We start from the raw sequence: 20,486 nt of genomic DNA, 5'->3' as shown, positions 1-20,486 counted from the left end.
GTCTCCCGCGCCTAGTAGAGCGAGGCCTTGCCGGCGGAGCCGAACAGGTCGATCTTCTGCGCGGCCGTCTCCTTCATCGCCGCGATGGACGGCGGCTGGATGGTGTTCGGCTCGCGGACGGACGGGTCGGCCAGCACCTCGCGCATGCGGTTGTGGTACGCCGCCTTGATGTCGCTCGAGATGTTGATCTTGTTCACTCCGCGCTTCACCGATTCCGCGATCTCGGCGTCGGGGTTGTTCGAGCCGCCGTGGAGGACGAGGGGGACGGCTACGCGCTTCTTGATCTCGGCGAGCAGGTCGAGCTTGAGCGCCGGCTTCATCGAGGCGGGGTAGAGGCCGTGGCTCGTGCCGATCGCGATCGCGAGGCTGTCCACGCCGGTCGACGAGACGAAGTCGACGGCCTCGTCGGGCTCCGTGTAGATGATGCTCGCCGCTCCGTCCTCGGCCTCGTCGTCGGTCTTCCCGATCGTGCCGAGCTCGCCCTCGACCGAGACGCCGACCGCGTGGGCGGTGTCGACGACGCGCTTGGTGACGGCGACGTTCTCGTTGTAGGGGAGCATCGAGCCGTCGATCATCACGGAGGTGAAGCCGGACTTGATCGCCAGCAGCACCTGCTCGTAGGTCGCGCCGTGGTCGAGGTGGATGGTGACGGGGACGCTCGAGCGGTGGGCGCGGGCGATGATCGCGTGCAGGATGTCGACGCCGGTGTGGCTCAGCTCGTCGGGGTGGATGGCGATCAGGAGCGGGGACTGCTTCTCCTCGCTGATCTCGAACAGCCCGTTCATCATCGCGTAGTCGCTGACGTTGAAGGCCGGGACCGCGAAGCCGTTGGCGTTCGCGACGTCCAGGAGGTCTTTTCCGGATACAAGCATTCTGTGATCGTCCTTCTCTGTGGTGGTTCCGGGCGCGCGGTCGCGCGCCTCAGCTCTTGACGGCCCCGGCGGTCATGCCGCCGATGAAGTACCGCTGGAAGAAGAGGAAGAGGAGGAGGACGGGGATGCATCCGAGGATGCTCATCGCCATCATCTCGTTCCACTCGTAGGAGTTCTGGCCCATCAGCAGCTGGATGCCGATGGGGACGGTGCGCATGTCGTCGGTGCGCGTGAGGGTCAGCGCGAACAGGTACTCGTTCCACGCGATCATGAACGTGTAGACGCCGACCGAGACGATGCCCGGGATCGCGATGGGCACCAGGATCCGCCACAGCACGGTCATCGGGCCGGCCCCGTCCATCCGCGCCGCCTCGTCGAGGTCCCGGGGGAGGGTGTTGAAGTAGCCGGTCAGCATGATGATCGCGTACGGCAGGGTGAAGACCAGGTAGGTGAGGATCAGGCCCTGGTAGGTGTTGTAGAGGCGCAGCACCACCATCAGGCCGAAGAACGGGATCAGCAGCGTGATCGGCGGGACCGCCTGGACGCTGACGATGATCACGTTGATCGGGCGCTTGAAGCGGAACTCGTAGCGGCTGAACGCGTAGGAGGCGAGGATCGCGACCACGAGCGTCAGCACGACCACGGCGATCGCCACGACGTAGCTGTTGATGAAGAAGCGCACCTTGGTCGGGTCGCCGAGGATGCCCGAGTACGCATCGAACGAGAACGTGTCGGTGATCAGCCGCGGCGGGTACTCGAAGATCTCGGTGTTCGACTTGAACGAGCTGGCGGCCATCCAGATGATCGGCAGGCCCGCGAAGGCGGCGCCGATCAGCAGGAGGACCCAGACGCCGAGCTTGGCGCCGAGCTGCCGCGGTGCGCGCGGGGGCCGGGGGGAGGCGGGGGCGACGGCGGGGCGGGAGGCGGTGGCGGTCACGTCAGTCCCTGGCTTTCTGGTTCCGCACGTAGAACACGGCGAGGACCATCGTGAGGAGGAGGATGAGCACGGCGCTCGCCGAGGCCACCGAGAACTCGTATCGGCTGAACGCGAGCTTGTAGGTGTAAGTGCTGAGCATCTCGGTGGCGTCGATCGGCCCGCCGCCGGTCGTCATCCAGATCAGCGCGAACTGCTGCGAGGTCCAGATGATGTCCAGGACCGACATGCTGATGATGATCGGCTTGAGCTGCGGGACCGTGACGTTCCAGAACCGCTGCCAGGCGCTCGCCCCGTCCACCTTCGCCGCCTCGTAGAGGTCGTGCGGAATGCCCTGCAGACCCGCGAGCAGCGTGATCATGTAGAAGGAGTAGCCCGCCCAGATGTTGATCACGGTCACGGAGAGCAGCGCGGTCGCCGGCGAGGCGAGCCACTCGACGCCCTTGTCCGTCAGGCCGAGGGAGATCAGCGCGTAGTTGACCACGCCGTTCGGGTTGAGCAGGAGCCGCCACAGCACCGCGATGATCGCGACGGTGAACAGCCACGGCAGGACGTAGACGACCCGGAACAGCGACTTCGCCACGGTCGGGACCAGCGGAGAGTTCAGCAGCATCGCGAACCCGAGCCCGAGGACCAGGTGCGCGGCGACGCTCGCGCCGACGAAGACGATCGTGTTGCCGGTGGCCTTCACGAATCCCGGGTCTCCCAGGACCTCCGCGTAGTTCGCGAGTCCCACGAAGACGGGCTTCGGGTTCGTGATCACGTTGTCGAAGAAGGAGTACCCGATCACCATGAGGACCGGGACGAGCATCAGGACGATCATCACGATCGCCGTGGGGGAGAGGTAGAGGTACGGGGCCAGGTCGCGGCGGTGGCGGCGGGGTCGGCCGGCGCTGGGCGGCGGCGCCTCGGTGTCCGGGGCGGGGAGCGTGCTCAGGAGGGAGACCACGGCGCTCGTCCTTCCGTCGGTGAGGGGTGGGGGAGGGACCGCGCCGCGGGGAAGACGCCCCGCGGCGCGGTGGGGAGGGAGGGGGTCACAGAGGTCAGAACTCCCCGAGCCAGGCTTCCTGTGCCTTCTCCAGGGCGTCGTCGACCGACTGGTCGCCGGTGAGGGCGCCCTGCAGCTGCTCGTCGAACTCGCGCATCAGCTGCTCGGCGACCGGGAGCCCGACGAACTCGTTCGCCGGGTAGCCCGCCGAGTAGATGTCGAAGGCCTGCTTGTAGAGGTCGTCGCTCTGCGAGAAGTCCGGCGTCGACGTCGTGTTGCCGGGGAACGCGTTCGCGAGGGTGGAGAGGGTCGAGTTGGTCTCGGAGCTCATCAGGAACGAGACGAGCTTCGCGGCCTCGGCCGGGTGCTCGCTCGCGGCCGAGACGCCCAGACCCCAGGAGGCGTAGGGGATGCCGCGCTCGCCGCTGAAGCCGTCCTCGGCCGGGATGGCCGAGATGCTGAACGTCAGGTCGGGGTTGGACTCGCGGATCGACTCGATGTGCGAGAGCGAGTCGATCATCATGCCGACACGGCCGTTCGTGAACTCCTCGACCTTGTCCTGCTCCTTCATCGTCGCTGCCCCGGGCGCGATGACGCCGTCCTCGTTCAGCTGGGCGATGTAGTCGATCGCGCTGGTGACGTCGTCGTTGGTCAGGTCGGGAGCGCCGTCCTTCAGCATGCTGCCGCCGGACGCCCACACCCATGACATGACGTCGTTCTGGATGCCGTTCGGAGCGTCGCTGGAGAGGGGGAGGACCCAGCCGCTCGTGTTGTCGCCGAGAGCGGTGATCGCCTTCGCCGCGGACTCGAACTCGCTGCGGGTCGAGGGCGGAGCGGTGACGCCGGCCTCCGCGAGGAGCGCGTCGTTGGTGAAGAGCGGGTAGACGAAGTTGACGACCGGCACCATCGCGGTCTTGTCGTCGACGACGACCTTCGATGACAGCTGGCTCTCGTCGAAGCCCGCGTCGGAGAGGAGCGGGCCCAGGTCGGCCAGCGCGCCCTGCTTCGCGAAGTCGCTGATCCACGCGCCGTCGAGCCCGACCACGTCGGACATCGTCCCGGCGGCCGCTCCGGCGAAGAGCTGCTCCTTGGTGGACGCGTACGGCCCGCTCAGGAGGTCGACGGTGATGCCGGGATTGGCCTTCTCGAAGTCGTCCATCAGTCCGCGGAGCGCGCCGTCCGGGAGCTCCGGCTCCCACCACTGCGCGAATTCGAGAGTGACGTCTCCTCCGGCGTCGGAGGATCCCCCGCCCTGGCTGCAGCCGGTGACCATCGTCGCGGCGAACGCCGCGCTCACGGTGATGACGACGGCTCTTCTGATCCGAGCACCCTTGCTCATGAGACTCCTCTGCGACTCTGCAGTGTTCTGCTGTTGTATGCGCCTTTGTGCGCTTGTGTTCTGTGAATGTAGCTCCACGTGCACTCGACTGCAAGATCCGGCACGAAACTGCTGCAATGTGCGACATTCGGCGGCTAGCGATGCGGAACCGCTGCGGTTTCCGGCGGTCGAGTTGCAGGTTCGTGCGGCTCGGTGTTAGAAAGCCCCCATGTCCGTCACCGAGCGCACCCCGTCCGCGAACGACGCTCCGCTGCGCCTCCCCGCAGGGCGCAAGGCCGATCTGGCGGCTTACGTGGCCGAGGCGGGGGAGGTGACGGTGGCCGCTCTCGCCCGCCGCTTCGCCGTCTCGGCGGACACGGTCCGGCGCGATCTCGACCAGCTCGACGCCGACGGCTACCTCGTCCGCACCCACGGCGGCGCGGTCTCCCTCTCCGTGATGCCGGCCACCGAGAAGCGCCTCGACGTGCGGCTCGGACTGCAACGCGGCGCGAAGGAGCGGATCGGCGCGCTCGGTGCGGGACTGATCGAGAACGGCGCCGTCGTGATGCTCAACGCCGGCACGACCTCGTTGGCTGTCGCCCGCCACCTGAACGACCACCGCGAGCTGACGATCGCGACCAACAATCTGCGCATCCCCGCCGAGATCGGCTCGAAGGTCTGCCGCGACCTCTTCGTCTTCGGCGGTGCCGTGCGGCTGGGCGGTCAGTCGACCGTGGGGCCCGTGGCCTTCGCCTTCTCGGAGTCCGGCTCCGCGGTCGATCTGCACTGCGACATCGGCCTCATCTCCGTCGGCGCCGTCTCCGCCGAGACCGGCTACTCGACCAGCAACTTCGCGGAGGGGGTGATGATGAGCGAGATGATCGCCCGCTGCGAGCGCGTCGCGATCCTCGCCGATCAGACCAAGTTCGGCCGGAAGCTCTTCGCCCAGGTCGCGGAGCTCGGTCGCGCGGATTATCTCGTCACCGACGCCCCGCCGCCCCCGGAGCTCGAGGAGGCCCTGCGCGACAGGGGAGTGGAGATCGTGCTCCCGGCCGGTGCGGCCGCCCGGGAGCGCTGACCCGCTCCTCACAGCACGTTGATCGCGGTGGCACGCCAGCGCGCATCCGTGCCTTCGAGCCGGATCGCGACGGCCCGGCTCCGTGCGCGGTGATGCACCAGGACGACTCCCTCGACGACGCCGTCCCGCGGCTCCGTGACGATCACCCGTCCGACCGTGAACGGGACGCGCTGCGCCGTCCGCTTCCGCAGGCTGCGGGCGCGGGCCGCGAGCACGACCCGCTTCTGCAGGTGGTGGTAGACCTCGTCGCTCAGCCACCGCGCGATCTGGTCGATCTCGCGCGAGCCCTCGATGATCTCGATCACGAGGTGCGTGAGCCGGGCGAGCAGGGGCTCCGGGTCGGGCAGCTCCGCGCGGGTCGCAGGCTGCGGGGCGAAGAACTCCGCGAGGGTGAGCCGCTCCACGGCCGCCTCGGGGTCGAGGGGGAGGGTGCGGTAGTCGAAGGCGTGGAGGGGAAGGCTCATGCGGCGATCTCCTGGGGCAGGACGAGCTGTTCACGGGTCCGGGTCACCTCTCTGCTCGACGGGCGGGGCGCGCTGGGTCGGCACGCGAGGACGACCTCATCGAAGCAGTCGAGGGATGCTCATGGAAGGCAGAGGCGCAGACTGTGGATAATCGTCGGCCGTCCCGAGCTGTGGACAGCGAGCCCGGCGTGCGCCGCCCGGCCGCGCCCTAGGCTTGTCGGGTGTCGACCCTCAGTGACCTCGTCCTCTCCCACGGCCGATCCGACGAAGCGGACGTCGAATGGCTGCACCTGCTCGTCGGCGACCTGCAGCTGCTCGCCGACCTGGCCTTCGCCGACATCGTGCTCTGGGTGCCCACGGCCGACGACAGCTTCGTCGCCGTCGCCCACGCGCGCCCCAGCAGCGCGGCGACGCTCTTCTACCGCGACTTCGTCGGGCAGAGGATCAAGTCGGAGTGGCGCGCCCAGGTCGTCGAGGCGTTCGAGACCGCGCGGATCGTCGACACCTCCGCCCCGGACTGGTTCGAGGAGACGCCCACCCGCGTGCGCGCGGTGCCCGTGCTGCGCCGCCTGGGCGCCTCCGACGGCGGGACGACGGACCGCCCCATCGCGGTCGTCACGCGCCACACCAACCTCAGCGAGACGCGCACTCCGAGCCGCCAGGAGCTGACGTTCAACGACTGCGCGAACGACCTCTTCTCGATGATCGCCTCGGGCGACTTCCCCGATCTGGGCGCGCCGACCGGTCCTCGCCGGGGGGCGCCGCGCGCGTCCGACGGCCTGATCCGCCTGGACGTCGACGGCGTCACCACCTTCGCGAGCCCCAACGCCCTCTCGGCGTTCAACCGCATCGGCTTCGCCGACGAGCTCGAGGGGGAGTCGCTCGCCGAGGTCACCACGAAGCTGATCGCGGGGAAGGTCGTCATCGACGAGTCGCTCCCGCTGGTCGTGACCGGCCGGGCGCCGTGGCGCACCGACATCGAGGCCCGCGGAGTGACGGTGTCGCTGCGTGCGATCCCGATCCGCGACCGCGGCGAGCGGGTCGGCGCCGTCGTCCTGTGCCGCGACGTGACGGAGCTGCGCCACCAGGAGCGGGAGCTCATCACCAAGGACGCGACGATCCGCGAGATCCACCACCGCGTCAAGAACAACCTGCAGACCGTGGCCTCGCTGCTGCGGATCCAGGCCAGGCGCACCCACTCCGACCTCGCCCGGGAGGCCCTCACGCAGGCGATGCGGCGCGTCGCCGCCATCGCGGTCGTGCACGACACACTCTCGGAGGGGCTGAACCAGAACGTCGACTTCGACGCGGTCTTCGACCGGGTGCTGCTGCTGATCGCCGAGGTCGCCTCGACCCACAACACCACGGTGCACCCGAAGCTGACGGGGAGCTTCGGCAACCTGCCCAGCGAGTACGCGACTCCGCTCGCCCTCGCCCTGACCGAGCTGGTCACCAACGCCGTCGAGCACGGCCTGGCCGGACGGGAGGGCGACGTGGAGATCGTCGCCTCGCGCAGCGATGACGAGCTCACGGTGAAGGTGCGCGACACGGGCGTCGGGCTGCCGGAGGGCAAGGTCGGATCGGGCCTGGGCACGCAGATCGTGCGCACGCTCATCCAGGGCGAGCTCGGCGGCACCATCGACTGGCACACGCTGGTCGGGCGCGGCACCGAGGTCACCATCGAGGTGCCGCTGCGGTGGCTGGAGCGCGCCCGCTCCTGAGCCCGGAGACGACGCGACCCCCGCTGCCGAGAGGCGACGGGGGTCGGGGTCGTTCGTGCCGCCGAGCGGCTCGTGCGCCTAGGAGGCGCGGCGTGCGCGGGCGGCGCGGCGCTTCAGGGCGCGACGCTCGTCCTCGCTGAGGCCGCCCCACACGCCCGAGTCCTGGCCGGTCTCGAGGGCGTACTGGAGGCAGACCTCGGTGACGGTGCAGCGTGCGCACACCGACTTCGCCTTCTCGATCTGGTCCACGGCCGGGCCGGTGTTGCCGACCGGGAAGAAAAGCTCGGGGTCTGCGGTGAGGCAAGCGGCCTTGTCGCGCCAGTCCATGCGGGTGCTCCTTGTGTGAAGGCGTGCGTGGAGGAACCACGCAGTGTTCGGGTGGGATGATCGATCCACGCCGACGATCCCGACCAGTACTCGACCTCCGCGCCCTCACCGGCGCACGCCACGAGGCCCCGTGCTGGAGCGCGGGGTGGATCGGGGTGGTGGACGGGAGAACGCTCGGTTCTTGCCGGTGCACTCGACGCGATGCGCGAGCACTGCGTCGGCCACCCGGCTCCAGTGCTGGTCATCCGGCTCGCCCCCGTGCCTGACGGCGCGGCGGGATCGGATGTTCACATCGGCGGAAACCCACGACCCTGTGAGCGGTGAAACGAACTGGACTAGCCTGTCACGGGGATGAGCCCGAATCAAGAGTCCTGGATGGGATGTGCCTGTGACCGCTGACGCGAACGGGTCCCGCGGACCCCGCCCGACCGCCTCCCGGCCGCTCGGTCTGGTGGTGCTGATCGCGGTCCTGGCCCTCGAGACGCTCGCCGTCGCCGGGGTCGCGGCGTGGCTCGTGCTCGAGCTGCTGACGACCCGGGCCGACACGGTCGGCGGAGGCATCGCCATCGTCGTCCTCGCGCTGATCGCCGTGTGCTGGGCCGCCGCGACGACGCTCGGCGCCGTGCGACGGCGCGGCTGGATGCGCGCGTCGGCGCTGACGATCCAGCTGGTGATGATGGCCGTGGCGCTCGGCGCCTTCCAGGGCCAGTACGCCGTGCCCGACATCGGCTGGGCGCTGCTGGCGCCGGCCGTGGTGGCCGTCGTCGCGCTGTTCCTCCCGAGCGTGGTCGCCGCGACTCGTCGCGATCCGGCCGTGTAGCCGGACGGCTGGCGCGCCGCCGCTCGCGGGTGCGACGCTGGAGGGACCCCCTCCTCGACACGGAAGCGACGCGCATGGACTCCACCCGACTCGGCTCCAGCGGCCTGCAGATCTCCTCGATCGTCCTCGGCTGCATGAGCTTCGGCGCTCCCGACCGCGGGGCCCACGGCTGGAGCATGGGCGAGGAGGAGTCGCGGACCTTCCTCCGGCGGGCGCTGGACCTGGGGATCACCACGTTCGACACGGCGGACGTCTACTCCGACGGCACGAGCGAGGAGTTCGTCGGCCGGGCGCTCGCGGACTTCGCGGTCCGCGAGGAGGTCGTGATCGCCACGAAGGTCCACGGGCGGATGCGCTCCGGCCCCAACGGCGGCGGCCTCTCGCGGCGGCACATCCTCAGCGCGATTGACGACAGCCTCCGGCGTCTCGGCACGGACTACGTCGACCTCTACCAGATCCACCGCTGGGACCCCGAGACGCCGATCGAGGAGACGATGGAGACGCTCCACGACGTCGTCCGCTCGGGCAGGGCGCGCTACATCGGCGCCTCGAGCATGTGGGCGTGGCAGTTCGCGAAGGCGCAGTACACCGCGGATCTGGGCGGCTGGACGCGGTTCGTCTCGATGCAGGACCAGTACAACCTGATCCAGCGCGAGGACGAGCGCGAGCTGCACCCCTTCTGCGTCGACCAGGGAGTCGGCGTGATCCCGTGGTCGCCGCTCGCCCGGGGCCGGCTCACCCGCGACTGGGACGAGACCACGGCGCGCACCGAGACCGACGTCTTCGGCGGCACCCTCTACCGCCAGCAGGAGGAGGCCGACCGGCGGACCGTCGCGACCGTCGCACGCATCGCCGAGCAGCGCGGCGTGCCCCGTGCGCAGGTGGCGCTCGCCTGGGTCCGGCAGCAGGAGGCGGTCACCGCTCCGATCGTCGGAGCCACGAAGCTCCACCACCTCGACGACGCGGTCGCGTCGCTGGACGTGGAGCTGACCGCCGACGAGCTGGAGGCGCTGGGCGCCGACTACGCACCGCGCGCCAACGAGGGGTTCTGATCCGGGCGATGCGCCACCGCTGATCCGCCCGAGCGGTCTCCGCTATTCTTCCTCTCGAAGATGACGGAAGCTCGGATCGGGAGGCGGCGTGGCGAGGAGTGCCGGGGATCCGCTGGGGGCGCGCTACCGCCTGCTCGAGCGGATCGGCTCGGGTGCCGCGGGCGAGGTGTGGCGCGTCGCCGACGCGCAGGGGCCGGACCGCGCGGCGAAGCTCCTCCGCGGTGAGCACGTGCACGACGCGGGCCTGGTCGAGCGGTTCGTCCGTGAGAGGTCGGTGCTCACCCGTCTGCGGCACCCGCACGTCGTGGAGGTGCTCGACCTCGTCGTAGAGGGGGAGACGCTCGGGATCGTGATGGAGCTCGTCGGCGGCGGATCGCTGCGGGAGCTGCTGCGGGACGAGGGCACCCTCCCGGCGGTCGATGCGCTGCCCGTGGCGGCCTCGATCCTCGACGCTCTCGCCGCCGCGCATGCGATCGGCACGGTCCACCGGGACGTGAAGCCCGACAACGTCCTGCTCGCGGAGGGTGCGGACGATGCGGGCTCCGCCGTCCGCGTCTCCGACTTCGGCATCGCTCATGTGGTCGCCGAGGGGCCGCGCGCGACGACGGGTGTCATCGGGACGCCGGAGTACCTCTCGCCCGAGATGCTCGCCACCGGAGCGGCCGGCCCGCCGAGCGACGTCTACTCGACGGGGATCCTGCTCTACGAGCTGCTGTGCGGCCGGACCCCCTTCGCCGGTCCCGGCGCCGACGTCGCGGTCGCCTACCGGCACGTCGCGATGCTCCCGCCGCCGCTGGATCTGCCGCCGCGGCTCGCGTCGCTCCTGGACCGGATGCTCGCGAAGGATCCGGCGTCGCGGCCGACGGCTGCGGAGGCGGCGGGGATCCTGCGACGCCTCTCCCCGGCGCTGGCCGGGCTGCCGGCGCTGCCGCTCGCGGCGGGCGCGGCGGAGTTCGAGGAGGCCGAGCGCCCGGGCACGGTCCTCCGCGGGATGGCGGTGGAGATGTCGTCGGAGCCGGTGGAGGAGGGGCCCGCTCCCGAGCTCGGCCCGTCGTCGCAGGCGACCGTGCTCCGCCCGGTGCCGCGCCGCGAGCTGCGCCTGGCGGAACGGCCGTTCGAGGCTCCTGCTCGGCGGGGGCGCGGCGGACGTCTGCGAATGATCCTCGCCGCCGTCGGCGCCGGCGTCCTGCTCATCGGGGCGGTGCTCCTCGCCGTCCAGCCGCGCGGCGGCGGAGCACGGGCCTCGGCACCGGATGCCGACCTGTCGGCCCGGCAGCAGGACCGGCCGCTGCCGACGGGCCTCGGAGTGACTCGATCGGCCACCTGGGACGCGGAGCGACGGGCCGTGGTCGTCGAGATCTCCTACTCCGCCCAGAGCGCGCCCCTCTCGGGGTCCTTCCTCGAGGTGCTGCCGGGCCCGGACGCCGCGGCGGCGTGCCCCGCGGCCAGCTGGTCCGGAGTGACGGCGGTGCGCAACCGGCCGAGCGTCACCGGAGTCGGGGTCGGCTGCGGTTGGAGCCTGACGGACCTGCACGTCCCGGCGCAGGGGATCGTCGACGTCACGGCGACCGTGCCGATCGCGGTGGCCGAGCAGAGCGCCCTGGACGGGTGGCTGGCGGCGGCAGCGTCTGCGACGGCACAGGCCGTGGCTGACCCTGCGGTCACCGGGACGGCGTATCCCGTACAGCGGCTGCGGGATGTGCGGATCGAGACTCCCGCGCGGACGGTCGGCCGGACCTCGCTGCCGGTGACGCTGGTGCCGGTCTGGCCGAGCGGGGCCGACCCCGTGAACCCCCTGCTCGCGACGCCGTCGTCCGCGCCGGCGAGCAGCATGCTCGAGGCGATCGCGGGCGGAGTGGAGGGCGTTCGCTTCAGCGACGGCTGCAGCGGCGCGGTCGCCGTGTCGTCCGACGGGCTGACGGTGACCGCCCTCACGGTGACTCCGTCCTGCGAGCTGCGCGCCCGAGTGGGCGCGTTCTCGGACCTCTCGAGCAGTCCCTTCGCGATCACCACTCGCGAGTGAGTCGACCTCCCGCGCCAGTGTCGAGCCGTCGACGCCACGCGAGCCGTCTGTGCTGTCTTGCCTTCTACCATGACGAGACATCCTCATGAAACGACGGTGGAGTGGGGAGCGGGAGGGACGGTCCCGTCCGCAGGGGTAGAAAGGTGTGATCCATGTCACGTGTTCTCTCGACCGACGAGGCGAAGTCCGCGATCCAGCAGATCCAGTCGATCGTCAACGGCGGCCTCGCCGATCAGATCAGCCGGCTCGACGCACAGGGGCGGACACTGTCCGATCCGAACGTCTGGGACGGTCCGCTGGCCTCGCAGTTCCGCTCGTCGACCTGGCCGGAGACGAAGTCGGCCCTCGAGAAGGCCAAGCAGGAGCTCGAGGAGCTGCGCAGCCAGCTGGCGACGATCTCGCAGAACATCTTCGCCGCCGGCGGAGGGAGCTGACCGGCCGTCCCGCCCCTGCGTGCTCCGGCGAGCGGGGGCGGGACGTGCTCGTCGTCTCCGCGCTCCTTCCTCCGCGCACCTCCATCGGTGCGTCTCGGAGTGATCGGAGCGCTCTCGAGGAGGACGCGCCGATCGACTCGGTGGCGGAGGCGCGATCACCCGCCCGAGGGCGCTGATCAGCCGCCGTCCGCCGGCGTCGGCGAGACCGACTGCACGAAGTGGATCTCGCCGTCGAGGCTGACGAAGCCCCGGCCCACCGTGGGCGGGACGGGGAAGCGCCGCGGGATCTGCGCGCCGAGGAGAGTGCCGTCGTTGTCGACGTCGGGCTGGAGCAGCAGCACGGAGCGGGAGGCCGCCGCCTTCTTCGTCCAGTTCCCGAAATGGCTGCGGAGCTCGCTCGACCGGCCGGCCAGCACGACGCAGAGTCCCGGGCGACCCGACGAGACCAGCCTCATCAGCGCCTGGTCGGTGTCGTCCCAGCGCTCGGCGTCGTCGAGGAGGAGCAGCACGGGGCCCTCCTCCGTCGACAGCGACGCGAGGAGGGTGCGGAGCTCCTCCGCGCCCACGGCGAGTCGGTCGAGGTCCGCGCCCCTCAGCGGGGAGCGTCGATCGCACACTCCCCAGACGGCGATCGAGCCGGCGGCCCGCGCCGCCTCGGCCAGGGCGAGCAGCACGGTCGACTTGCCCGATCGGGCGGGTCCGGCGATGACGACGTGCTCGCCCTCGAAGACCTGGAACGCCAGCGGGGCGAGGTCCGACTCGCCGAGGCCGATCGGGAGCAGCCACGGCTCGCGATCGAAGCAGGCCTCGATCCCGAGTGCCCTCACGGCGACCCTGTCGGGAAGCGTGCCGACCGTGCTCGTCCTGCCGCGCGCATCCGGCCAGGCGGCCGCGAGCTCGGCGATCGCGTCGTCGAGACCGGCCCTCGGAGTCGCGACCTGCGTCTGCAGGAGCGACGAGGTGAGAACGCAGCGCCCCGGCACCGCTGCCGGCGCCTGCACCGGCTTCACCCCGGCGGCGGCGTAGTCCTGCGGGTCGGCGAGGCGGAACAGCCACTTCTGCGTCGTGACCTCCTCCATCACCGAGGGGATCGCCCTCGCCCGGGTGCTCGTCACCGCGAAGTGCAGGCCGAGCTCCGGTCCGTCGGCGTAGGCGCGGGTGAACGCCTCCATCAGAGCCAGGCCCTCCCAGTCCTGGAACTCGTCCTTCAGAGTCGCGAGACCGTCGATGAGCACCAGCGCACGACGGTGGCCCCCGGGCGATGCTCGGCGCCGGCGCACCTCGTCGCGCAGGTGACGGAGGAACCGGGTCTGCTTCTCGTGGGATCCGCCACCTGCGCCGACGTAGGAGACGGTGTGCGGGAGTCGCGCGAGCGGGGCGGAGTCGCGGGAACCGGCATCGAGGACGTAGAGGTCGAGCTCGTCCGGGGGGAAGTGGCGGGCGGCCGTCAGTGCGATCGACGCGAGCGCCGTGCTGGTGCCGCTGCCGGGGATGCCGATGAGGAGAAGGTTCCCCTCGCCCAGATCCCAGCCGGTCGGAGACCGGCGCTGCCGGTCGGGGTCGTCCGAGAGTGCGATGTAGAGGACGTCGCCGACGACGCGACCGAGGTCGGACTCCTCCGCGCCGAACCCGCTGAGGGCCACGGTGTCCTCGAGCGGCTCCGGCCAGATCGGGCGGGGAGGGCCGAAGCCCGAAGCGGCGTCCGCCTCGACCACCGCGTCGATCAGGAGGTCGAGATCGGTCGGGGCCGTCTCGTCGGCGGCGACCGGGGAGGGGCCCTCGACGGGGACGCCCGTGGGTCCGACCGGGCGGACCTCGATCGCCTCGACGGCCGCCGCCTCCGCGCGACCGGTGACCAGCGCCGTCTGGACGGGCGAGATGTCGTTCTGGCCCCGCTTCACGTACGCCCGGCCGGTCTGGGAGCGGGAGATCCCGGCCGCGCTCGCGACTCCGATCACGTCGGCGGAGTCGTCCCGGCTCTGCACCCGGAGGGCGACGCGGAGGTTGGTGTTGGCGAGGATGTCGTCGTTCACCACTCCGGCAGGACGCTGGGTGGCGAGGATCATGTGCACGCCGAGCGTCCGGCCGACCGCGGCGACGCTCACGAGGGACGTCAGGACGTCGGGATGCTCCTTCGCGAGAACGGCGAACTCGTCGACGACGAGCAGGAGCCGCGGCATCGGCTCCGGCGGCGAGGTGGCCCAGTACGCGTCGAGGTCGTCGACACCCTCGCCGGCGGCGGCGAAGAGCCGCTGACGACGCCGCATCTCGGCCTCGAGCGAGCGCAGCGCGCGGTCGGCGAGCTGGGCGTCGAGGTTGCTGATGGTGCCGATCGTGTGCGGGAGCCGCTCGCAGGACGCGAACGCTGCACCTCCCTTGAAGTCGATGAGCACGAAGGTGAGGCGCGTCGGATCGTTCCAGGCCGCGAGGCCGGCCACGAAGGAGCGCAGGAACTCGCTCTTGCCCGAGCCCGTGGTGCCGCCGACCAGGCCGTGCGGGCCGTCGGCGACGAGATCGAGCACGAGCGGACCGTGCTCGGACGAGCCGACGGGCGCGCGCACGCCCCGGGCGCTCGACCACCACCCCCGGACGTCCGCGGCGGTCGGACGATCGGCGCCCAGGAGCGGCGGCAGCCGCACGAGCGCGGAGAGGGCCGCCCCCGCGGTGACGAGCTCCGGGTCCTCGAAGCGCGCCAGGTCGCGCGCACAGCGCTCGGCCGTGGAGGAGGCGAGACCGGCGAGCACCACGTCCTCGACGGTGATCCGCTCGTCGGGCCGGGAGAGGACCGCCGAGGCGTCCGCTCCGACCCGGACGACGACCGTGCAGGAGGCGGGGAGCTGCTCCTCCGACGCCGCGAGCACGAGGCCGGAGATCCGGATCGCCGCCTCGCGCTCGCCGCGGCCGAGTCCGAGGAGTTCGCGCGCCGGAGCGGCGCGTCCCTCGGTCAGCACGCCGGAGTCGAGCACCAGGAGCACGCGCGGCGAGTCCTCGTCGCGGAGGGCGCGGAGGAGCTCGGAGCTGCGGTCGCGCCGGTCGGAGAGTCGGCGTCCGCCCCCGGGCAGACGCGTGTGGGGGAGCCAGGAGGCCCAGCTCCAGTCGGAGTCGCGTCGCCGGTCGCAGAACACCCCGATCGCCAGGTCGGCCGGACCGCAGTGGACCGCCGCCTGGCAGAGCAGGCTCCTCGCCAGAGCGAGGCCGCCCTCGCGGTCGCCGACGATCCCGACGACGCCCGAGTCCGCGAGATCGATGGACACGGGCGCGCTCGGGACGACGCTCACCGCCAGGATCGCGCGCACCTCCTCCTCGAGCCGCGGCACTCCGCGCTGATCGAGCGGGGGAGACCACGGGACGTCGCCGACGCCGATGTGCAGGCGGAGCACATCGGCGGAGGTCGCGCGCCGCTGCCACAGCGACGTGGCGGGCAGCGCCGCCCGGCGGATCGTCGTCGCCGGGTCGGGCGCGTCCTCCTCGAGGCGGGCCCGTTCGACACGCGCGGAACGGGCGATGTCGTCGCGGAGCGTCTGCAGCGCCTCGCCGTAGCGCTGCTCCTCGGACCGGGTCGCTCGGGCGTGCCGGTGCCGCTGCTCGAACCACAGGCCCACTCCGGCCACGGGGCCGAGCGCGGCGAAGAGGGCGTAGCGCGCATCGCCCATGATGAGGACCATCGCGAAGGCGAGGACGAGCGGCGCGGCGACGGTGATCACGCTGAAGGTCGTGGCGGAGGCGATCTCGAGGCGGGCCGGCGGGACGACCGCCTCGCCGGCCGCCGGACGTCCCGGTCGCGGCGGCCGGTTGAAGGGCACGGTCGCCGTCGCGGAGACGTTGTCCGCGCTCCCCGGCTCGGGCGCGAGGAGCTCGGGGGGCGCGGGGCGCAACAGGAGGGCCGCCCCACCGGCGATCACGACCGCGGCGTCGGAGACGAGGACCCCGTCCCCGGTCGCGGAGACGCCGTCGACCAGGGTGCCGTTGGTGCTGTCGGCGTCGTGCACCCGCAGGCCGTCGCCCTCGTGGGTCACCGAGAAGTGCTCCCAGGAGGCGCTCGCCGTGTCGAGGACGACGTCGGCGTGCGGGGAGCGGCCCACGATCAGCGCGCGGGCCCGCGGGATCTCGACCACGGCTCCCGCGCCGAGACCGCCCGACAGCACGGCCGTCCACCCGCGGGCCGCGGCAGGTCGGGGCAGGGGGGAGCGGGCGATCCGCGTTCCCTCGAGCAGCAGCAGATCGGCCAGCCGGGTCTCCACAGGGTGCAGGGCGGTGTCGACGGCGAGGGCCGTCCCGGGCGGGAGGCGGTGCCCGGTTGCGGTGGCGATCAGCTCGCCGAGTGTCGCGGAGTCGCGGTGGCGGCCGAGGTCGATGTCGGAGCGGGTGCCGTCGAGGTCGAGGAGGAGTCGCACCGGGGGCTCACGGTCGGGGCTGTCCGGCGAACCAGAGCAGCGGCGGGTCGGCGGGCCGCAGGCCGAGGCGCTGCGGCGAGGAGTGGAGGGGGAGTGCCGGGACGTCCAGAGCGTGCGCGGCGCCGAAGTCGAGCGGCGGACCGGCGAGCCCGTCCGCCGGTCCGATCGTGGATCCCCGGAGTGCGGCGGCGACCGCCGCGGATTCTCTGCTGCCTGCGACGGCCGCGGCTCGCACCAGCGCCACGACGGCGTCGTGGCTGGGGGCGTCCGCGACCGCGGCGAGATCGCGGAACGCGCGGTCGCCGAGGAGGGTCGTCCGCGCGGCATCGTCGGCGGTCAACCGCACAGCCCCCAGGAACGCGGAGGCCGCGCGCCCGCGCTCGTCGCCGCGGAGAGCGACCGCGTCGCCGGAATCCGTGCCGATCGTCGTCAGATCTCCCGAGAGGGTGCCTCCGGCCGCGGCCAGGGCGGGAGCGAAGGCGGGGCTCAGCGCGTCGGGCGTGAGCAGGATCGGGACGGACGCCCCCGCCGCCTGCAGAGCGGCGACCGCCGTCGCCTGCGCCGCGGCGGGGCCGGACACGACGACGCGCTCGACCGCCGGCTCGCCCTCGAGGTGCGGGCGGGCGGCGCTGACGATCACGTCCGCGGTGGCGCCGGGATCGGCGGTCACCGTCGCGGCGGGCGAGAGACCGGTCGGGGTGCCTCCACCGGTGTCGACGAGGAGTACCCGGGCGCCTCCGCCGGCCTCCTCCACGAGTGCCGCGTCGGCCGAGGCGGTGTCGGGTCCGAGGGACCAGACGCCGTCGCCGGGCAGGTCGGGGCCGCCTCCGTAGGGGAGGACGGCCGTTGTCCCCGCGGCCCGAGCGGCGTCCACGGCTGCAGCGGTATGGGTGCCGTGGGTCGCGAGGACGAGGCCGGACACGCCCTGCCCCGTCAGCTCCTCGACGGCGGCGCGGGCACCCTCGGGCGTCCCGTGGTCGTCGACGGCGACGAGACCGATCTCGCAGCCGCCCATCGCTGACCGGTGCGCGGCGACGACGGCGCCGTTCGCCGCGTCCTTCCATTCCGCGCCCTCGCCCGGAGCCGAGCTGAGCGAGACCACCACCCCGAGCGTCATCCGCTCGGGCACCCGGGCGCACGAGAAGCCGACAGGCAGAGCGGCGACCTCCGTCATCGGAGCCGACTGCGGCGGCAGGAGGGAGACGAGGGCACCGCTGACGCCGAGAAGGGCGACGGCGCCGCCGACCAGCATCGTGGTCCGTCGACCGGTGCGGGGGTGCTGCGCCGCGCGCCTGCCCTGGCGGGTCATCGCTCGTCCCCTATCCGGAAGGAGTAGACCGTCCGGGTCCGCGTGCCCTCGGGCAGGTCGAGATGGAACGCGGGAAGCGCATCCCCGGCCCGGAGGGAGGCCCGCTCCTGGGCCTGCGCCAGCAGGATGCCCGAGACGTCCTCGGACCGCACCGCGGCGTAGCCCCGTGCGCTCTGCGAGGCGAGGGCGAGCTGCACGTCGGCGGTGCCGACCTTCGCGGCACTCGTGGTCATCGATCCGAGCAGGCCGGAGCCGCCGACCGTCCGGTCGCCGAGGTCCAGGAGCACCTTGTGCAGATCGGCTGCGAGGAGCGCGGCGGCCGCGTCGGTGTCGCGGGTCGAGGCGTCGATCGTCGTCGCGATGCCGGCCAGGGAGGCGCGCGTCCGCTCGGAGACGGCCCCGCCGATCCGGGCCTCCGCGGTGCGGAGAGCCCGGTGCCCGGCGTCCACCGTCGCCGCACCGTCGGAGCGGATGCCGGAGGAGGCCGTGCGCAGACTCGAGACCGACCGGTCGAACATCGCGACGACCGCGTCGGCGTCGGCGCCGGAGCGCGTCGAGATCCGCCGCACCTGCTCGTCGAGGAGTGCGGTGACCGCGGATGCGGCGGCCGTGTCCGCCTCAGCGAACGCCTCCTGGATCGCCGGTGCGAGAGCGTCCTGCTGGGCGCCGAGAGCGTCGATGCGGGTGCCGAGGGCGTCGCGCTGAGCGGTCAGCGCGTCGACGCCGGTGCGGAGGGAGGCGAGCAGGCCGGTGAGGCGCGCGTCGTCCGAGCCGGCCGTCGCGCCGGCCTCGGCCACGCCTCCGCGGACCGTGGCGAGCGCGGCGCGCAGGGCGGCGAGGTCGGCACTAGCGCCGGTGCTGCCGACGGTGGAGGCGACGGCGGTCCACGCGTGGACCTGGTCGCTCAGCCGGTCGGCCAGGGGGGCCGGATAGCCGTCGGGAGCGTCGAGGCGGCCCGCGCCGGAGCAGGGCGTCGCGGTCAGGAAGGCGCGGAGCTGCTCGACGGAGCCCCGCGTCACCTCCACGGGTGCGCGCGTCGGACGCCCGGTCGGCGTGGGTGCGGCAGCAGGGGACTGTGTCGCCGGCGACAGCTCGCAGAGCCGGTCGGCCAGCTCCTGGTTCTGCGCCGACAGCGACCCCGCACTGGTCGGCGTGCCGAGCTCGTCCAGGGCCGTCGTGGCGGCGGCGCCGACCGAGGCGACCGTCGTCTCCAGGCCCGCGGTGTCCGCGTCGAGCCCGTCCAGCGTCGCCGACAGGGCGGCGAGCGCCCGGGTGCGGGATCCCTCCGGGTCGGCCAGGGTGGCCACAGAGGCCGACGCGACGTCCACCCTGCTCGAGAGGGCGGCGAACCCGGCCTGCACGCCGTCCATCAGCTCCGGCTGCAGGGAGTCGACGAGGTCCTGCCCGCGATCGAGCATCCCGAGCAGCACGGTGTCGACGGCGGCTCCGGACGCGGCGAGGGAGCAGGTCGTCGAGGGTGCCGTGCAGGTCTCGGCGGAGGGCTGTGCCGGCCCCGCGGCAGCACGGAGAGCCGCGACGACCTCGTCGCGGCAGGACTCGGCCGCCGTCCCGTACGCGTCGAGCTCGGCCGTGAGCCGTAGCAGCTCCGAGTGGATCGAGCCGGAGCGGCCGCCGTCGACGGCGACTCCGCATCCGCTGCCCGAGACCGTCGGCGGCGGCACCGCGGCCGATGTGTCGCCCAGCAGAGCGTCCACCGCGTCGATCGCCTCGGACAGCTGCGCCAGCAGGCCGGACTCGGTGCCCGAGGCCGTCGACGACAGCTGCGCCCGGAGCGCGCCGAGCTGCCCGGAGAGGCTCTGCATCGAGGCCGCCGTCGAGGCGGCGCCGGCCCGCAGCTCCTCGGCCGTGCGGACACCGAGAGTCTCGGAGGTCGCGTCGAGCGAGGCCCGCACCTCGGCGACGGTGGTGCCGGCCTGGGTCAGCAGGTCGTCCACCGCGGTGACGAGCTCGATCGTGCGGCGCTCGAGGGCGAGCGGCGAGGCGTCGGAGGAGTCGAACGCGGCGCCCAGCGCCCCCTCGGTGGTCGGGTCGGTGCTCAGGCCGGGCTGGACCGCCAGGTCGAAGGCGGGGACGGCGAAGTCGGCGACGTCGGCGACGAGGGTCAGCCTCGCCGTCGCGCCACCGCCCGGGGGAGCGAGGAGAGCGGCCCACTGCACGACGGCGTCTCCGTGCTCGTCACGGCTGAGCACGCCGTTGGTGACGGCACCCGACTCGCTCTCGGTGACGACGCGACTCGGCGGGACGCCCGGCAGGACCGCGGAGGCTGCGATCGTCAGCGGAGCGCCGACGAGTGCACTGCGGCGGGCTGCACGACCGGCCGCGTCGAACGCGACCTCCTCGGGCCGGACCGTCAGGTTCTCCACCGCGAGCGAGATCTCGATCCGACCCGAGCGCCCGGCGAGGTCGGCCGGATCGGTGCCCGAGGCGTCGGCGGTGCGCCACGATGGCCGGACACGGACCGGCAGGTCGGCGGCGACCTCGGGGGGATCGTAGACGGTGGTGGTCGCCGAGGTGTCGGACGGGTCGTCGCCGACGGCGAGGGCCGTCCCCTCGATCGCACGGACACCCCCGTCGGACGAGACGGCGACGGACACCGCCTGCAGCACCCTGGCGGCGGTGAGCGCCGGCTCCGGTGGCGTGCAGCCCGCCAGCACGGCGGCCACGACCGCGATCGCCGCTCCGGCCGTCGTCCTGCGAGCATTCGAGCGCACCCTGACCACCCCTCGTCCCG

The 20,486-nt window shown here is 72.5% G+C and carries 15 protein-coding genes; 6 read left to right on the top strand and 9 right to left on the bottom strand.

Annotated features, from left to right (window positions below; all coding sequences use genetic code 11):
* Window positions 1-11: 11 nt before the first annotated feature.
* From GSU40_RS11095 to GSU40_RS11080, 4 genes are all read right to left on the bottom strand, one after another.
* Window positions 12-872, bottom strand: a complete 861-nt coding sequence (locus tag GSU40_RS11095) for a ketose-bisphosphate aldolase (RefSeq protein WP_160034986.1) — start codon at window positions 870-872, stop codon at window positions 12-14.
* 49 nt (window positions 873-921) lie between these two features.
* Window positions 922-1,809, bottom strand: coding sequence for a carbohydrate ABC transporter permease (locus GSU40_RS11090; protein ID WP_160034984.1), 888 nt, complete (start codon window positions 1,807-1,809; stop codon window positions 922-924).
* 1 nt (window position 1,810) lies between these two features.
* A complete protein-coding gene (locus GSU40_RS11085) occupies window positions 1,811-2,755 on the bottom strand; it encodes a sugar ABC transporter permease (protein WP_244229462.1) in 945 nt (314 codons plus the stop codon).
* Window positions 2,756-2,849: 94 nt separating this feature from the next.
* Complete coding sequence (locus tag GSU40_RS11080) at window positions 2,850-4,133, bottom strand: sugar ABC transporter substrate-binding protein (protein WP_104239350.1); 1,284 nt, start codon at window positions 4,131-4,133, stop codon at window positions 2,850-2,852.
* A gap of 208 nt (window positions 4,134-4,341) precedes the next feature.
* On the opposite strand from GSU40_RS11080, the gene GSU40_RS11075 reads away from it, so the two are divergent.
* Window positions 4,342-5,190, top strand: coding sequence for a DeoR/GlpR family DNA-binding transcription regulator (locus tag GSU40_RS11075; RefSeq protein ID WP_104239351.1), 849 nt, complete (start codon window positions 4,342-4,344; stop codon window positions 5,188-5,190).
* An 8-nt stretch (window positions 5,191-5,198) separates the two neighbouring features.
* Here the strand turns inward: GSU40_RS11075 and GSU40_RS11070 are convergent, their stop codons facing one another.
* Window positions 5,199-5,654 carry an Rv3235 family protein gene (locus tag GSU40_RS11070; protein ID WP_244229461.1) on the bottom strand — a complete coding sequence of 152 codons (456 nt, stop codon included), beginning with the start codon at window positions 5,652-5,654 and terminating at the stop codon, window positions 5,199-5,201.
* A 221-nt stretch (window positions 5,655-5,875) separates the two neighbouring features.
* Between GSU40_RS11070 and GSU40_RS11065 the strand changes: the two genes are divergently transcribed.
* Complete coding sequence (locus tag GSU40_RS11065) at window positions 5,876-7,375, top strand: PAS domain-containing sensor histidine kinase (protein WP_104224128.1); 1,500 nt, start codon at window positions 5,876-5,878, stop codon at window positions 7,373-7,375.
* A gap of 78 nt (window positions 7,376-7,453) precedes the next feature.
* Here GSU40_RS11065 and GSU40_RS11060 read toward each other — a convergent pair whose 3' ends face one another.
* Entirely contained in the window at window positions 7,454-7,702 is a 249-nt protein-coding gene (locus tag GSU40_RS11060; RefSeq protein ID WP_055788231.1) for a WhiB family transcriptional regulator, read from the bottom strand.
* A gap of 388 nt (window positions 7,703-8,090) precedes the next feature.
* Here GSU40_RS11060 and GSU40_RS11055 point away from each other — a divergent pair, with 388 nt between their 5' ends.
* From GSU40_RS11055 to GSU40_RS11040, 4 genes are all read left to right on the top strand, one after another.
* Complete coding sequence (locus GSU40_RS11055; RefSeq protein ID WP_104255262.1) at window positions 8,091-8,522, top strand: hypothetical protein; 432 nt, start codon at window positions 8,091-8,093, stop codon at window positions 8,520-8,522.
* Between the two features lie 74 nt (window positions 8,523-8,596).
* Window positions 8,597-9,574 (top strand): aldo/keto reductase, encoded by a 978-nt coding sequence (locus GSU40_RS11050; protein ID WP_104283369.1) that lies wholly within the window; start codon window positions 8,597-8,599, stop codon window positions 9,572-9,574.
* Window positions 9,575-9,662: 88 nt separating this feature from the next.
* A complete protein-coding gene (locus GSU40_RS11045) occupies window positions 9,663-11,597 on the top strand; it encodes a serine/threonine-protein kinase (RefSeq protein ID WP_160034982.1) in 1,935 nt (644 codons plus the stop codon).
* Between the two features lie 152 nt (window positions 11,598-11,749).
* On the top strand, window positions 11,750-12,031 hold the full coding sequence (locus GSU40_RS11040) for a pyrophosphorylase (RefSeq protein WP_104224124.1): 282 nt from the start codon (window positions 11,750-11,752) through the stop codon (window positions 12,029-12,031).
* A 176-nt stretch (window positions 12,032-12,207) separates the two neighbouring features.
* On the opposite strand, the gene GSU40_RS11035 is transcribed toward GSU40_RS11040, so the two are convergent.
* From GSU40_RS11035 to GSU40_RS11025, 3 genes are read right to left on the bottom strand one after another with little or no spacing between them, the layout of a single operon-like run.
* The gene (locus GSU40_RS11035) at window positions 12,208-16,425 is read right to left on the bottom strand and encodes an FtsK/SpoIIIE domain-containing protein (RefSeq protein ID WP_160034980.1); all 4,218 of its coding nucleotides are present in this window, start codon (window positions 16,423-16,425) and stop codon (window positions 12,208-12,210) included.
* 7 nt (window positions 16,426-16,432) lie between these two features.
* On the bottom strand, window positions 16,433-17,734 hold the full coding sequence (locus GSU40_RS11030) for an ABC transporter substrate-binding protein (RefSeq protein WP_160034978.1): 1,302 nt from the start codon (window positions 17,732-17,734) through the stop codon (window positions 16,433-16,435).
* Window positions 17,731-20,466: a hypothetical protein gene (locus GSU40_RS11025; RefSeq protein WP_160034976.1), complete on the bottom strand. Its 2,736-nt coding sequence runs from the start codon at window positions 20,464-20,466 to the stop codon at window positions 17,731-17,733. The genes GSU40_RS11030 and GSU40_RS11025 overlap by 4 nt, the downstream gene beginning before the upstream one ends.
* Window positions 20,467-20,486: the final 20 nt, after the last annotated feature.

Source organism: Rathayibacter sp. VKM Ac-2805 (genome assembly GCF_009834265.1).
Classification (GTDB): domain Bacteria; phylum Actinomycetota; class Actinomycetes; order Actinomycetales; family Microbacteriaceae; genus Rathayibacter.
The sequence above is the reverse complement of the archived record's forward strand: the minus strand, read 5'-3'. Positions and strand labels throughout refer to the sequence as shown.

Bases quoted from the DNA above. Each gene is read 5' to 3' on its own strand.
- GSU40_RS11095 (WP_160034986.1), bottom strand. From the start codon at position 872: ATGCTTGTATCCGGAAAAGACCTCCTGGACGTCGCGAACGCCAACGGC.
- GSU40_RS11080 (WP_104239350.1), bottom strand. From the start codon at position 4,133: ATGAGCAAGGGTGCTCGGATCAGAAGAGCCGTCGTCATCACCGTGAGC.
- GSU40_RS11075 (WP_104239351.1), top strand. From the start codon at position 4,342: ATGTCCGTCACCGAGCGCACCCCGTCCGCGAACGACGCTCCGCTGCGC.
- GSU40_RS11070 (WP_244229461.1), bottom strand. From the start codon at position 5,654: ATGAGCCTTCCCCTCCACGCCTTCGACTACCGCACCCTCCCCCTCGAC.
- GSU40_RS11060 (WP_055788231.1), bottom strand. From the start codon at position 7,702: ATGGACTGGCGCGACAAGGCCGCTTGCCTCACCGCAGACCCCGAGCTT.
- GSU40_RS11050 (WP_104283369.1), top strand. From the start codon at position 8,597: ATGGACTCCACCCGACTCGGCTCCAGCGGCCTGCAGATCTCCTCGATC.
- GSU40_RS11040 (WP_104224124.1), top strand. From the start codon at position 11,750: ATGTCACGTGTTCTCTCGACCGACGAGGCGAAGTCCGCGATCCAGCAG.
- GSU40_RS11030 (WP_160034978.1), bottom strand. From the start codon at position 17,734: ATGACCCGCCAGGGCAGGCGCGCGGCGCAGCACCCCCGCACCGGTCGA.